Consider the following 14001-nt stretch of genomic DNA (forward strand, 5'->3'; position numbering starts at 1 on the left):
TACAAGTTTTGTTCACTGAAACAGGCGGCCTGTTCACCCAAACTCTATTCCTATTCGCCAGCAATCGGAAAGCTCCTTCAAAAAAGAATAAAAAAAGACAGTGCCGGCACACTGCCTTTTCAGGTTGTCTGATCATCTGTTTTTTGGCTCCCGGTACATGCCGATGGAAAACTTTTTGAAGCCCAGTGTCTCATAGTACGATTCCAGCGACTCGACGCACATCAATTGGGCGATGACGCCGTTCGATTCACATTGGTCGATCAGCCGGCGCATGAGCTGCTTTCCAATGCCCCGCTTCTGAAAAGCGGGATGCACGCCGACGCCGCAGATGACGCCTGTGATGACCCCATCCGAGATGATCCGGCCCGTCCCGACCAGCCGATCCCCTTCATAAGCATAGAGCACATGCCAGCTTTGGCGGCACATCCGCTCCAAATCGGCGGTTGTTAAGCCAAGCGAATTCCAGTCCAGCGCTTCGTATAACGCATGAACGGCGCCAAAATCTGCAGGTGAATCTGCGGTAATCCGGATTGTGGTCATCGCGGTTTCAGCTCCAGTCCGTTATGGATTTCGTTTCATTCCAATAGAGGGAAGCTGAAGAGACAGCGCTCCCACTTGCTTTCATTCTGGAAATAAATTTAGCCTTCTTCAAACGGTTAAATCATTCTCGGACTTCAGTTCAATCGCGTTATGCAGCAGTTTCTGAAGCGTCCCGGCAAAAACAGCAATCACAAGTGACGCGAAAATGACGACCATGCCAATCAAAACGCCGGGTGTATCATCCACTGCCGTGAGCAGGTACAGGACCGGCAATTCCAATATGAATAATCCGATGATGATGACGGCGCAGTACTTGATCGTCTTCAATGAGTTGACAGCCGCTTCCGAGAATGCCTCGTTTTTATCAATATAGTTGAGCAGCTTCAGCGTCTGAATGAGCGCGATGACAAACGGAATCATCGCAAGATACATGCCGACCAGCAACGGATACTGTATGGGCTCAAGCTCCGGGAGCGCCCAATACCGGGAATTGGGATCAAATCGGGAAAAGCCGTAAATACAGACTGCTAGCGCCGGAAGCCCAATAAGATATATCACAAACTTCAAAAAGAATGTTTCCCGCTTCACGCTAAACACCTCACTTTATTTTCTTTCAGCCGCATTTACATTTTTCCCTGTAACTTCATCCTCTGTATCTTGCCGGTATTCCAAAATGTCTCCGGGCTGGCAGTCCAATGCCCGGCAGATCGCTTCGAGCGTCGAAAACCGGACCGCTTTCGCTTTGCCATTTTTCAGGATCGATAAATTCGCCATTGTAATGCCGACCCGCTCCGACAATTCGGTGACGCTCATTTTGCGTTTCGCCAGCATGACATCGATGTTTATAATAATCGCCATATTTTCACCTCAGACCGTTAAATCGTTTTCCGATTTTATTTCGATGGCATTCGCTAAAAGCTTTTGCAGCACCGCGGCGAATACCGCAATCACGATAGGTGCGAAGATCAGCACCATGCCGATCAGGACAACCCCCGGCGCATCATCCCGGTCACCGACGAGAAAAAAGAATGGCATACTGAGCACATACAGGCCGCTGATCGCCCCCGCACACCGCTTGATATTCCGGAGTGCCCGCACCGATCGTTCCGAGAACGCGTTGTTGCGGTCGATATAATGGAGCAGCCGGAACGTCTGGTATAGCGCGATGAAAAACGGAATCGCCGACAGGTACATCGCCGCCAGGATGGGATAAAGGAGGTTCGCGTATTCCCAGTCACTCGTCATGGTGTCCCGGATCAGCCATGGCAGCAAAAATACACACGCCGCAATAACCGGGAGAGCCAGCAGAATGACGGTCAGTTTTAAAAAGAGTGTTTCCCCTTTCACAGAAGGCACCTCGTTTCAGTTGATTTCAATTAAAATTTACCACGGTTTTTATCGAATATCAATACATAATTATCGATTTATTTGCCGTATTTATCGAAAAAACGGAACCGCAAAAAAGCGCCGCCGGCTCCCTCCGCGGGAACCGGCAGCGCTTTACGCATTCCTTTTTCCAGAGCATCCTGTTCTAGGCCAGCAGGCGGCAATCATTTATGCAGCCGGTCGAGTTCCTGGTACGCCTTCATGTACGGACCTTCATCGGCCACCGCCGAATGGTACAGCGCTTTGATCGCGCGGTTCTTCTCCAAGCCCATGTCGGACTTCAGTTTTTTCAATTCGTCGTGCAGTTCCCTGTGCTCGTTGATCAGTTTCGTCATGGACTTTTTGTTGTATTTCATCGTTCCACCTCCTATTTCATCACCCGGATGAACACCACTTTCAAATAATTGAATTCGGGATAACGTTCCGGGAACACGAAATCTTCCGGCAGCTGATGCTCTTCTGTGATCTTGTAGCGGGTTTCCGTCTCCGTGAATGCTTTATGGATGAAGGACTTGAACTTCTTCATGCTGAAGCTCGCGTTGTTCGTCGAAGCGATGATCAGGCCGTCATCGCTCGTGATTTTCAGCGTATCCTTCAAGAGCTTCGGATAGTCCTTCGACGTGCTGAACGTTTTCTTCTTCGTGCGCGCGAAGCTCGGCGGATCGAGTACGACCACATCGAACTTCAGCCCATGGCGCGCCGCGTAGCCGAAGTAATCGAAAACGTCCATCACCTTGATGTCCTGCGCCTCAAAATCGATGCCGTTGACCGCGAACTGTTCGATCGTCTTCGGGAGGCTCCGTTTCGCGAGATCCACACTTGTCGTCCGTGTCGCCCCGCCGAGGAGGGCCGCGACGGAAAACGCGCCGGTGTACGAGAACGTGTTCAGCACCGACTTCCCGGACGCGTAGTCATCACGCAGCGCTTTCCGGACATTCCGCTGATCGAGGAAAATCCCGGTCATCGCCCCATCATTCAAATCCACGGCGAAATTCATGCCGTTTTCTTGGACGAGCAGCGGAAACTCGCCCCGTTCACCGGAAACGTAGTCGTCCTGCTCCACATACTGCCCGTCCGTATTGAAGCGCAGTTTTTCATAAATGCCGCGGGGTTCCGCCACTTCGGCCAGCGCTTCATACACCGCTTCCCGGAAAGAATAGATTCCTTCGCTGTACCAGCTCACCATGCAGAAGCCGGCATAGAAGTCGACGGTCAGACCGCCGATGCCGTCCCCTTCCCCATTGAACAAACGGAACGCTGTCGTATCCGCCGACGCGTCGAAAGCCGTCCGCTTCGCCCGCGCTTGCCTGAACTTCCCCGCGAAAAAGCGGCTGTCGATTTTCTCGCTTTCCTTGCGGCTCAGCACCCAGCCGATGCCTTTGTTCTGGATGCCATAATACCCCGTCGCGATATAGCCGCCGCTTTCATCCGTCAGCCGCAGGACGGCCCCTTCCTGCGGCGGCGCTGCCGTTCCGGTGACCGCGTCCTTTAAAATTAGCGGATAGCCTGATTTGATCTTTTTCGCCGCTGCCGGTTTCAGCTGCATTTCTGCCGACTGTCTCATTACGTCACCCTTACTGTCATGTAGTCTTTCCATTATGGCATGTACACCGCCAAAAGCAAAAACCGGGCGGACGATCCATCCGTAAATGGATCACCTGCCCTGTTGCCTTTTGCATACCGGTGCCCATCCGTTCAAGCCGCCGCCTGATCCGCTTTTACGCAATCGATCGCAACGGCGATGGCGATCAAGACCGTCTCCATTTCATCGTCCAGCACCTGTATGCGGTAACTGTCACCCCAAGTGAACCATTCCTTGCTAACGCTGCCGGCCACTCTTCCATGCCGGAGCACTTGGAAATCCATGTCCCACCAATTGCCGCTCACTTCGATGCCGGCTGCATCGATCGTATAGCGCGCCTTCAGGAACGAAAATTCTTTCTTGATGGTCAGCACGTTCCGTCCGTTCGCCTCGACAAAGAACTTCGGCAGGAAACTGAACGTCTTTTTCGTGATGAGCGCGACTTCCTTCCTCGCCGTATCCAAAATCGTGAATGTCTTCGGAATCCGCATGAGACTGCCTTCCACGTAATAGGCATCCTGCTGATCCTGGTCTTTTACGGTGAACTTGCCGTTTAGGCTGAGCACTTTCTGTTTTATATACAGTTCTTTCAAAACGCCGCCCCCCTCCGTGTCTTTATTCATTTTCAGTCTGTTCCAGTATATCACGGTCCAGGTTTTCTTCAGTCTTGCCGGACGAAAAGGAGCCGTCCGGAAAACCGCAGAAAACGGCTTCCACAGACAGCTCCTTATTTATTTCACCCGTTGGCTGACGTCTTTTTCATCCGTTCAGCCGGCGAATTTGAAGAGATCCAATAGCCGCGACCAGAAGGTCTTCTTTTCTTCGGCCGGTTTCTTCGCCGTTTCAGTTTCTTCCAATTCAATGCTTTCCGTCTGGAAGACGAATTGGACGGAACCGATGTTGTCATTTTCAACGGATACGAACGATTCCGCCTGGAAATCGGATTTATCGTATTCCGCCATCATGCTGTCGACTTCCTGCTGCATCTGGCCCGGCAAGTCGCCGGTGGCTGCTTTCAGCTCACCTGTCCCTTCATGGAGACGGGAAGCGCCCGCTTCCAGCTCGCCTGCGCCGGCTTCAAGTTGACCGATGCCTTCATGCAGTTCTTTATACGAACCGGCGAGCTGACCGACACCGCTTGTATATTCCTTAAGACCGGCGTGGAATTCCCCGTACTTCGCCGTCAGCTCACTGATGCCTTGCCGGAGCTGGCCGAACGACTGTCCGGCGTCCGGTCCATCAAGTGTTTCCGACAAGCCGCCCGCCATGTTTTCCAGACTGCCGGCCATCGAAGCAAGTGATCCTGACGCTTCTGTCAGCGCGCCATCCATCGACTGGAACGCTTCACGTACAGCCGCATATGTCTCTTTTGCCGCCTGTGCCGCCGTATACGTTTCCGTGAGATTGCCGACGACCGTTTCATCCGCACCGCTCGCGTAAAGTTCTTGAATCTGCTGTTCTGTGATCGCATAATCCGGAATGGCAGCCATCGCCTGGTCCAGAGACTGATAAGCCGCCTGGTGGGTGCTGTTCAGCACATCCAGACCCGACGCCGCTTCGCGGAGACCCGACGCGATTTCCCGGATTCCCCCGCTCAGCTCCTGCAGCCGGCTGATGTCCATATCCGCCGGTTCCGCGCTGAGCGCGCTGTTCATCGACTGAAGCGCCTCCTTTATTCCTCCTGAGGCATGGAAAAGTTCACCGGACGATGCAGACAGCGATGTCACCCCGTCCCGGTAATCGGCGGAACCGGCATGCAAATCTGCCGCACCGTCATGGAGTGATGCGATGCCTTCCTTCAGCCCGCCGACCCCGTTATGGATTTCCCCGATACCGTCCGACAGTGCCTGCATATCGCCGGCCATACCGCCAAGTTCCGGCGCCTCGATCGGCAGTGCAGATGGCACAGCCGACAGACTGATGCCGCCGAACTCGAGCTCCTCGACATCCGCTTCGACCACAAGTTCCTTCTCCTGCTCTGGCATGACGGTAAAGGTCACTTGCCGGTCGCGTCCGGCGTTGGCAATCATGCCGGCCGGTGCGGTGATGTTGCGGTAACGCTCCGTATCCAGCGCAAGTGAGATCTGCAGCAAATAATTTTCGAAGAATACCGGGTCGACTCCGTCATTCGCTTCCGTTTCGATCCCGATCCGGAGATGCCCGTCGCGGCCGGCCAATTCATCCGGCGCGATTTCCTCTCCGTCGAGCTCATAGGTCACGGTGAAATCCCACGGCAGCGGTTCATCCGGCAAGTTGCCCTGATAGTAGAACTTCCCTTCAGGAGCCGTGAATTCAACCGTCTCCCCGTCCCGGCGGATCTCGGATGTATCGGTCAAGTTCCGGACGGCCGTGTACGGGCCGTAATCCGTGATGAGTCCCGCTTCTTCGACGTCGAATATGTTCACGATGTAACTTTCAATCATGTCTCCGCCAGCAGTCAAGTTCGCATAGACAACTTCATCTTTCGAAGCGAACACCCCTGTATCGGCGGACACCTGCAGACCCGGCACGGCGATGACCGCCGCAGCCATAGCCGGCAGCACTTTTTTCATGTTTCCCATCCTCAGTTCTCCTTCTTATAGAAATTCGCTTTCCACGTCGTTTTTCCCACGACTTTATCGAATACGAGGAACAGCGCCGGCAGCAGCAGAATGACCATCAGGAACGCAAGCAGCGCCCCGCGTCCGAGCAGCAGACCGATCGATGACACAATCGGGTTCGTCGATGTGATCCAAAGGATGAAACCGACACTCGACAAAATGGCGGCCGAGATGCCGATCGAGAAGATCTTTTCATCAAGCGTGCGCTTCATGGCCGCGAGTGCCGGCATTTCCTGCCGGTATTCCCGATACGTGTCGGTCAGCAGGATGGCATAGTCGACTGTCGCCGCAAGCTGGATGATGCTGACGAGCAGGTAACCGACATACACCAGTGAGGCATCGGTGAAATACGGCACCGACAGGTTGATCCAGACGGACGTCTGGATGGTCAGCAATAAAATCAGCGGAATCGTGACTGAACGGAATGTCACGATCAGAACGAACGCGATGGTCACGAGCGTCAGCATATTCACGAACGTATTGTCTTCCTGCACGGTATTTTTTATGTCATACAGCGTGACACTTTCCCCGAGAGTATGCACTTCATCGTAGTAGCCGGCTGCAATCGCCCGGACTTCCCCGATGAGGCGGAATGCTTCGTCGCCTTCGGTCTCCGTATTCGTCTGAAGGATCAGCCGGCTGTAATCGTCCGAGTAGAACTGCTCCGCCACTTCCTCACCGACGACTTCCGGCGGGATGGCGGCGCCGACCGTGCTGACATACGACACGACATCCGATACGGCGGGCAGTGCACGGAATTCCTGCACGAGGGCTTCTTCGCTTGCGACATCGCCGCGCGGCACAAGTACGACAATCGGTGTGCTTTTCCCGAAATGCTCCCGGATTTCGGCGATGTCGCTGCCGGCCCGGGTGTTTTCCGGCTGGTCGCCGATGCCGTAAATGAAGGATGTCTCGCTTTGCGCAAGGAATGCCGGCACCACAATGAGCGCGACCAGGATCAGCACCGGAATCCGCAGCTTCGTGAGGATGCGTCCTTTATTCGGCACCGCGGGAAGCAGCGGCCGGTGCTGCGTCTTGTCGATCCATTTATACACGAGCAGTGTCAGCGCCGGCAAAAACACCATGACACTGACGAAGCTCAGGAAAATCCCTTTGACGAGCGTGATGCCGAGATCCGCCCCGATTTCGAAATCCATGAATGACAAAGCGATAAATCCGAAGAACGTCGTCGATGCGCTTGCCGTGATGGCCGGGAAGGATTTCTTCATGGCCAGCTGCATCGCTTCCTGCGGATCGGCCGTCTTTTTGCGGAAATCCGAGAAACTGTGGAGCAGGAAGATCGCATAATCGAGCGACACCGCAAGCTGCAGGATCGGCGCGACGGATTGGGTGACGAACGATACTTCCCCGAAGAAGATATTCGTGCCCATGTTGATGAGGACCGACACGCCGATCGCGGTCAGGAACAGCGCCGGTTCGAGCCAGGATGTCGTCGACAGGACGAGGATCAGGATGATGATCGGCACAAGGAGCGCCGCCGCGTACATCGATTCCTGTCCGGCCATTTTCTGCTGGGTGGCTGTATCGAGCGCTTCACCGGCGAGTGCGCTGTCTTCACCGATCAGCTCATACAGCCTGTCGGTGACGGCCACTTCCTCGCCTTCCTGGATACTGAACGTGAACAGCGCACGGCCGTCCTTATAATAATTGTCGACGGTGTCTTCGTTTGCCATCTCAAGCGGCTTGCTTAAATCCACCGCATCGTCGAGCCACGTGACATCCGACACGCCATCGACTGCTGCCAGCTCCTCCTTGAACGCGAGCGCTTCCTGAATGGTCAGGTCATTCATCATGATGCGGTTCGTCGGTACACTGCCGCCGAATTCACGTCCCATGATCGCGAGCGCTTCCGTCGATGGCGCTTCCTCCGGCAAGTAATCCTTCATGTCGTAGTTCACCGGCACCATCGTGAAGGCGATGGCCCCGAGAATAGTCAGTACGGAGAACAAAAGCACAAGAAACTTTTTATATCGGGTTATCCATGATGTAATAAGAATAGTAGGTCACCTCGACCGGCTTTTTATTTTTACTTGCCCATTATATGGACACCGTGTCGGATAAGCAACAGACAGTTCCCCGCCTTTTGTCCGTTGCACAACACACCGGACAAATGTGTCGGATAACGCTGAAAAAGAAAGGAAGCTGTCATGGAACGTTCAAAAATGGACCGGCGCAAAAAGTACACGCGCGCCCAATTGAAAGACAGTCTGATCGGACTGCTGAAAGAGAAGGAGATCAGCACTATCACCATCAAGGAACTGTGTGAGCGGGCGGATATCAACCGCTCCACATTCTATGCGCACTACCGTGACCCGGCCGACCTGCTCGGGACGATCGAAGAAGAACTGATCGAGGACATGGCTGCCTACATGGCCCGGTATGAGGAACAAAATGAAGATGACCGGCAGATGATCGAAAATCTGATCGGCTACTTTGCGACAAAAGCGGACGTGTGCCGGACGCTGCTCAACGAGAAGCAGGATACGGGCTTCCAGGAGAAAGTGATGGCCTTCGCCCACCAGACGTTCCTGAAGAACTGGGCGCCGGCCAGGGAACTGGAAGAAGACATGCATGAGTACGTCAGCACGTTCATTATCAGCGGCAGCATCCATGTCATCAAACGCTGGCTCAACAGCGGCATGGATAAAACACCGGGAGAAATAGCTGCGATCATCGACCGGCTCATTAAGGAAGGACTGGAAGGGAGCGCGTAAAGCTGACCGGCGGTAAGCCCGAATTGCAGAAATCTAAATAGTCTGTTATTTTTGAGTCAGCAGCTACACTGCAGCCGCCGATCAAATCTACAGAAGGAGAATGGAAATGGACAGTGTGTTCCATTTGCGGGATTTTGTGTACATTCTCTTCATTGTCGGCGCTTTTTTGGTTTCTTGGCGGCTCGGGATTCTGACACTCGACAAAAGAGGAAAGCTTCTGCCGGCCATAGCGGCGTCTCTCCTGTCCGGTGCGCTGATCCTGTTCGCAGGCGGCACTTTCGGCGAGGCCGCTGAACCGGATCTGATCGGCAAAGGACTGGTGCCGTTCATGTTCTTCCTGGCGTTCATTGGAATCGGAATCAGTGACATCATCCTGCTGCTTGTAAAATGGACGAACAGGAAACACGCCGGTCCCGTCCCGTGAAAAACCGCCTGCCGCGGAGGGCGGACCGGTCAGTAAAGGAGACTGATGATGCCTTCATTGCACATTAAGGAACTGACGGAAGATGACGAAATCAGAAAGGCTTTTCCCGTTATGAAACAGCTCCGGCCGCATCTCGGCGAAACGGACTATCTCGAACTTGTAAAGGAGGCGCGGGCGACGGACCGCTACCGGCTGTTCGCACTGACGGACGGCGATGAAATTGTCGCTGTCACCGGCTTCAAGCCGATGACCACGCTGTACTACGGCCGGTTTGTCTGGGTCTGCGACTTAGTCACCGACGCGTCCAGGCGCTCGAACGGCTTCGGGGAAAGGCTGCTCCGGTTCGTCCACAGCTGGGCGAAAGAGAACGGCTGCGGCAGTGTCGCGCTGTCTTCTGGGCTGCAGCGCACAGAAGCGCACAAGTTTTACGAAGAAAAACTGGCATATGAAAAAGTAAGTTTCGTCTTCAGGAAAACCTTTGACTGAGGACCTGGAAAACGAAAAGACCGCCAGTCGGCTCCCCGACTGGCGGTCTTTCTGTTTCCCTTGTACCCCCCGGAAGAAGCAGGTCATCTGCGGGAATCCTTTTCGGGAGGGTCCGTCATCCGATGGAGAGCCGCTGGTCCGGTTCACCCGATGCTCCCGAACGGCTTTCATCCAGATAACTGCAGACGACTTGTCCCACCGATTTGGCGGCCACAAGGATCGCATCCTCATCGATATCGAACTTCGGATGGTGATTGAAGTACGGCGTTTCCACCCCTTTCGGCGTACACCCGATAAAGAAGTAGGAACCCGGAACCTTTTCCAAATAATACGCGAAGTCTTCCGACGGCGACATTTTCGGGAATTCCTTCACTTCCCTGATGTCTTCATCTTTCGCTCCATCCAGCGTCATCGCAACGAACGCTGTAAGTTCAGGGTTGTTATACAGCGGCGGATAATCCGGTGTATAAGTGAGTTCGCACCGGACGCCGAACGACTCTTCCAGGCCTTTCACTTGCCTGTGCAGTTCCTTGTCGATCGCTGCCTGGGTATCCGTATCGGAATAGCGGATATCTCCCTCCAGTTCGATGCTGTCCTTTATGACATTGAAACTGCCTTTCCCGTCGAATGAACCAATCGTCACCACACCCGCTGCCATCGGATCCACCCGGCGGCTGACAATCGTCTGCGCGGCCGTCACAAAGTAAGCACCCGCAACGATCGCATCATTCGCTTTATGCGGGGAAGAGCCATGGCCGCCGGTCGCCTGGATCCGCAGCTTGAAGTAGGTGCGGCCGTTGAAGGCGTATCCGCTGCGGGTACCGACCGTCCCCGCCGGGGCGAGCGGCAGGAGATGAACACCGAAGATCGCATCGAGGTCATCCAGCAAGCCGCTATCGACGATGCTTTTCGCGCCTCCGGGCGGCTGCTCCTCGGCATGCTGATGAATGATTTTCACCGTGCCGCTGATTTTATCCTTCAGTTGGATCAGGCAATCAGCGAGCACCAGCAAATAAGCGGTATGGGCATCATGTCCGCACGCATGCATGACTCCTTCATTGACCGATTTGAACGGGACATCCGCTTCTTCCGTGATCGGCAGTGCATCGAAGTCGGCCCGAAGCCCGACGGTCCTGCCCGGAGAAACGCCTTTAATCGTCACGACGATCCCGTAGCCGTTCCCGACATCCGTCTCGATTTCGACGTCTTTGCCTCTATAGTAATCCGCGATGTAGGCGGCAGTTTCTTTTTCCTTGAACGACAGCTCGGGATGTGCATGAAGGCGGCGGCGGATTGCGATCATTTCCTCTTCCCGCTGCTCCAGCATTTTCATCAATTCTTCTCTCACTGTCAAAGCTCCCTTCTATATTTCGTCAGGCGCCAGCAGAGGCGCTCTTCGGCGTCAGCCGGCCCGTCTGACTTCCATTTCCTGTGCCTGTTCCTTCGTCTCCCCTGGAACCAGTGCCAGAATGGAGATGAGGGAAATCGCAGCGAACAGCACATTTGTGATGATTCCGACCGTGGCCGCCAGATGGACGGAGGCGACCGCCGCAACTGTCCCGTACACAGTCGCTGAAATCGCGATGCCGAACGCATTCCCTAATGAACTCGCCATTTTATATATACCCGATGCTTCCCCTACTTTATCATCCGGCGCCGATGTGACGGCTGTATCGGTGGACGGCGTCGCATACATGCCGAGCCCCAAGCCGAACAGGATGAATCCGACGAACACGACGACCGTGTACAAAGCGTCCGGCAGGAACGTCAGCCCCATCAGGGCGACCCCGACCAGTGTGGTGATCGTTCCCCATACCATCGGCTTTTTCGGGCCGACGCGCTGCAGGATTTTTTCCCCTACCCGAATCATAGCGAGGACGGCGACCAAGTAGCCGATGGACAGCATGCCTGATTGGAAGGCTGTGTAACCGCGCCCCACCTGTACATACGTATTGGCGACAATCAGCGTGCCTGCCACCGCGTTCAGCAGGAAGTTCGACACCGTCGCGCCTGTATAAGGCTTGTTTTTGAATAGCTTGAAATCGATTAGAGCGTTTCTCTTTTTCCCTTCATACCGTACAAACACCGCGATACCGATGATTGCTGCCGCGGCAAGCGCAAGTGCTGCAGGGCTCGTCCAGCCCAGTTGCGCCCCTTGTGTGATCAGCACGTTGATGGCGAGCATCGTGACGATGAAAATCCCCAAGCCGCCGAAATCGAATTTGAATTTTTCTTTTGATTCCACCCGGCTTTCCGGAACATCCCGGATCAGCCACATGGCCAGCAGCGCAAAGACGATAGAGAAAATAAAAATCCATTTCCAGCCCATGTAAGTCGCAATCGCACCGCCCGCGAATGAAGTGACACCCGAACCGCCCCATGATCCGATGGACCAGAAGCTGAGCGCGCGCTGTCTTTCCGCACCCTCGAAATACGCTTTCATCAAAGCAATGGTCGCCGGCATGATGCATGCGGCGGAAAGCCCCTGCAGGATCCGGCCGATGATCAGCAGCGGCGCTCCCTGCGCAAGCACGAGCAGCAATGAACCGATGACACTCAGGACAAGTCCGATATACGTAATTTTCTTTCTGCCCATTCTGTCCGCCAGTCCGCCTGCCACCACGATGAATAAGCCTGAGAACAGCGATGTGAGACTGATGGCGATATTCAGGACACCAAGTTCAACCCCTAAATCATTCTGGACTGCAGGGACGATGTTCACCATCGCCTGCGCGAACAGCCAAAACGTCAGGACACCGAATACAATCCCTGTAATCATTTTATTTGTGCCTTTATAAGTTGCCGCTTCCACATTAATCCTCCTCAGTTTTGAACCCTTTTATCATTGTCAGATCCTTTTCTGCCGGCTGTCCTGCAAAGAAACTGGATCCACAACCAGTTTCCACTTCACTTGTGATCACATTTTTATTATAAAAAGTCCGGCCGGGAGGAATAAGCGGAAAATCGACTTCCTGAAAGCGTTTTAACGGTCAATTTTTTATTTCCTTTCTGTGGAGGTAAAAAATCAGACCTTAATTTTTCACAAAATAAAAAGAGGTTGTCTAAAAAAGTCTGAATGCCTGTTCCCGAACCATCCGGTCCAGGATGGGGAAACCAGACGCTTTTTGACCCATATGATGCGGGAAATGCAGCCAGCACGACAGGACGTCGCGGTGCTGGCTGCCCGGACGGCCGACCGAGACCCCCGTTCTTTCGCTGGAGTCGCCGGTTTCCTATCCATCCCCTGACCGGACAGGCAGGCGAGTCGCTGACTGCCGCTGTTTAAATTCACAAGAAAAAGCCGCCGCAGATTCTCTGTCCATCTTCTGCAATGCAAGTGAGCGGAACTCCCTCTGACTAAACGAGACTGAGAGCCTCAGTGATGAGAAGAAGAATGAGAAAAGAGAATACAAAAAAAGGCGGGAAGAGGGCATGAGTTCCTCTTCCCGCCTTTACGATTAGTGAGTTTGCTACTGAAAGAAAGGGCTAGCGGAAGCCAGCGGAAATGCGAGACGCCTGCGGAAAAACGAACTGGCCGAGACCCCGCATGCCGGTGAAGCCGGCAGAGGAGGCTCGGCCGTTCGTCCGCGGCAAGCGAGCGTTTGCGCAGCGAACGCTAATCCTTTCTGGCAAGATCCGCAAACCATGACGGACCAAAGTGGCTTTTGGGGCAGCCTCCTGCGGATTCTCTCGTCCGTATTAGAGCAGTTTTTTTCGGATATCGTAAAAATGGATCGCATTGACGGTCATGTACGTATAGAATGACCACTCGCCGCCGAGTTCCTCGTCGTACAGTTCCAGTGAAGGCTGGCTTGTCTGGATGATGTAATCGATCACTTCCCCGTCCATGCCGAACCGGCTGTTCAGTTCCCACCATTTCCGGTAAAGGGCGCCGTGGTCTTTATCGAAGACCCGTTTCCGGATCTGGTAATCGCCGGGTTCCAGATTCGAAATGGCCACGTGCACATCCCGGTTCAAGTTATTCAGGAACGTTTCCTCTGTCGAATAGTACGGATTCACGTAGTTGCAGTTCAGCAGGACAAGCTGGTAGCCCCGCCCGTTCTTCGTCATGATATACCCGTCCCCCGCCGCGACGATGTCCCCGTCCAGCCGTTTCAGGAATTGCATGGCGAAGTAAGGCGGCCGTTTCCCGCTGAAATAATGATAGAGTTCCATCCCTTCCAGCCGAAGCCGGCCGTTCTTCCCTGTTTTTTCATGGAGTTCCGTATTGATCCAGAAGCCGATCGA

14 protein-coding genes and 1 pseudogene are annotated in these 14001 nt (G+C 54.2%); 3 read left to right on the forward strand and 12 right to left on the reverse strand.

What is annotated here, in order from left to right:
- Positions 1-132 precede the first annotated feature (132 nt).
- From CCE92_RS10730 to CCE92_RS10770, 9 genes are all read right to left on the reverse strand, one after another.
- Positions 133-540, reverse strand: coding sequence for a GNAT family N-acetyltransferase (locus CCE92_RS10730; RefSeq protein ID WP_088007722.1), 408 nt, complete (start codon positions 538-540; stop codon positions 133-135).
- Between the two features lie 108 nt (positions 541-648).
- Positions 649-1098 carry a DUF2975 domain-containing protein gene (locus tag CCE92_RS10735; RefSeq protein ID WP_338152470.1) on the reverse strand — a complete coding sequence of 150 codons (450 nt, stop codon included), beginning with the start codon at positions 1096-1098 and terminating at the stop codon, positions 649-651.
- A 45-nt stretch (positions 1099-1143) separates the two neighbouring features.
- Positions 1144-1398 (reverse strand): helix-turn-helix domain-containing protein, encoded by a 255-nt coding sequence (locus tag CCE92_RS10740; protein WP_088007726.1) that lies wholly within the window; start codon positions 1396-1398, stop codon positions 1144-1146.
- 9 nt (positions 1399-1407) lie between these two features.
- On the reverse strand, positions 1408-1887 hold the full coding sequence (locus CCE92_RS10745; protein ID WP_088007728.1) for a DUF2975 domain-containing protein: 480 nt from the start codon (positions 1885-1887) through the stop codon (positions 1408-1410).
- Between the two features lie 203 nt (positions 1888-2090).
- Positions 2091-2282 carry a hypothetical protein gene (locus tag CCE92_RS10750; protein ID WP_088007730.1) on the reverse strand — a complete coding sequence of 64 codons (192 nt, stop codon included), beginning with the start codon at positions 2280-2282 and terminating at the stop codon, positions 2091-2093.
- A gap of 11 nt (positions 2283-2293) precedes the next feature.
- A complete protein-coding gene (locus CCE92_RS10755) occupies positions 2294-3490 on the reverse strand; it encodes a class I SAM-dependent rRNA methyltransferase (RefSeq protein ID WP_088007732.1) in 1197 nt (398 codons plus the stop codon).
- A 131-nt stretch (positions 3491-3621) separates the two neighbouring features.
- The gene (locus CCE92_RS10760) at positions 3622-4101 is read right to left on the reverse strand and encodes an LURP-one-related/scramblase family protein (RefSeq protein ID WP_088007734.1); all 480 of its coding nucleotides are present in this window, start codon (positions 4099-4101) and stop codon (positions 3622-3624) included.
- 174 nt (positions 4102-4275) lie between these two features.
- Positions 4276-6069, reverse strand: a complete 1794-nt coding sequence (locus CCE92_RS10765; protein ID WP_088007736.1) for a hypothetical protein — start codon at positions 6067-6069, stop codon at positions 4276-4278.
- A 2-nt stretch (positions 6070-6071) separates the two neighbouring features.
- Positions 6072-8015, reverse strand: coding sequence for an efflux RND transporter permease subunit (locus tag CCE92_RS10770; protein WP_241536003.1), 1944 nt, complete (start codon positions 8013-8015; stop codon positions 6072-6074).
- A gap of 261 nt (positions 8016-8276) precedes the next feature.
- Between CCE92_RS10770 and CCE92_RS10775 the strand changes: the two genes are divergently transcribed.
- The 3 genes from CCE92_RS10775 to CCE92_RS10785 all read left to right on the forward strand — a co-directional run bounded on the left by CCE92_RS10775 (position 8277) and on the right by CCE92_RS10785 (position 9753).
- Complete coding sequence (locus CCE92_RS10775) at positions 8277-8843, forward strand: TetR/AcrR family transcriptional regulator (protein WP_241535999.1); 567 nt, start codon at positions 8277-8279, stop codon at positions 8841-8843.
- A 106-nt stretch (positions 8844-8949) separates the two neighbouring features.
- Positions 8950-9267: a hypothetical protein gene (locus CCE92_RS10780; RefSeq protein WP_088007740.1), complete on the forward strand. Its 318-nt coding sequence runs from the start codon at positions 8950-8952 to the stop codon at positions 9265-9267.
- Between the two features lie 48 nt (positions 9268-9315).
- A complete protein-coding gene (locus CCE92_RS10785) occupies positions 9316-9753 on the forward strand; it encodes a GNAT family N-acetyltransferase (protein WP_088007742.1) in 438 nt (145 codons plus the stop codon).
- Positions 9754-9868: 115 nt separating this feature from the next.
- Here CCE92_RS10785 and CCE92_RS10790 read toward each other — a convergent pair whose 3' ends face one another.
- The 3 genes and pseudogenes from CCE92_RS10790 to CCE92_RS15970 all read right to left on the reverse strand — a co-directional run.
- The gene (locus tag CCE92_RS10790; RefSeq protein ID WP_088007748.1) at positions 9869-11101 is read right to left on the reverse strand and encodes an amidohydrolase; all 1233 of its coding nucleotides are present in this window, start codon (positions 11099-11101) and stop codon (positions 9869-9871) included.
- 54 nt (positions 11102-11155) lie between these two features.
- A complete protein-coding gene (locus CCE92_RS10795) occupies positions 11156-12565 on the reverse strand; it encodes an MFS transporter (protein WP_241536001.1) in 1410 nt (469 codons plus the stop codon).
- 887 nt (positions 12566-13452) lie between these two features.
- Positions 13453-14001: pseudogene (locus tag CCE92_RS15970) on the reverse strand (helix-turn-helix domain-containing protein); the annotation flags it as partial.

Origin of the sequence: Indiicoccus explosivorum, from assembly GCF_002167005.1 — a bacterium.
GTDB lineage: Bacteria > Bacillota > Bacilli > Bacillales_A > Planococcaceae > Indiicoccus > Indiicoccus explosivorum.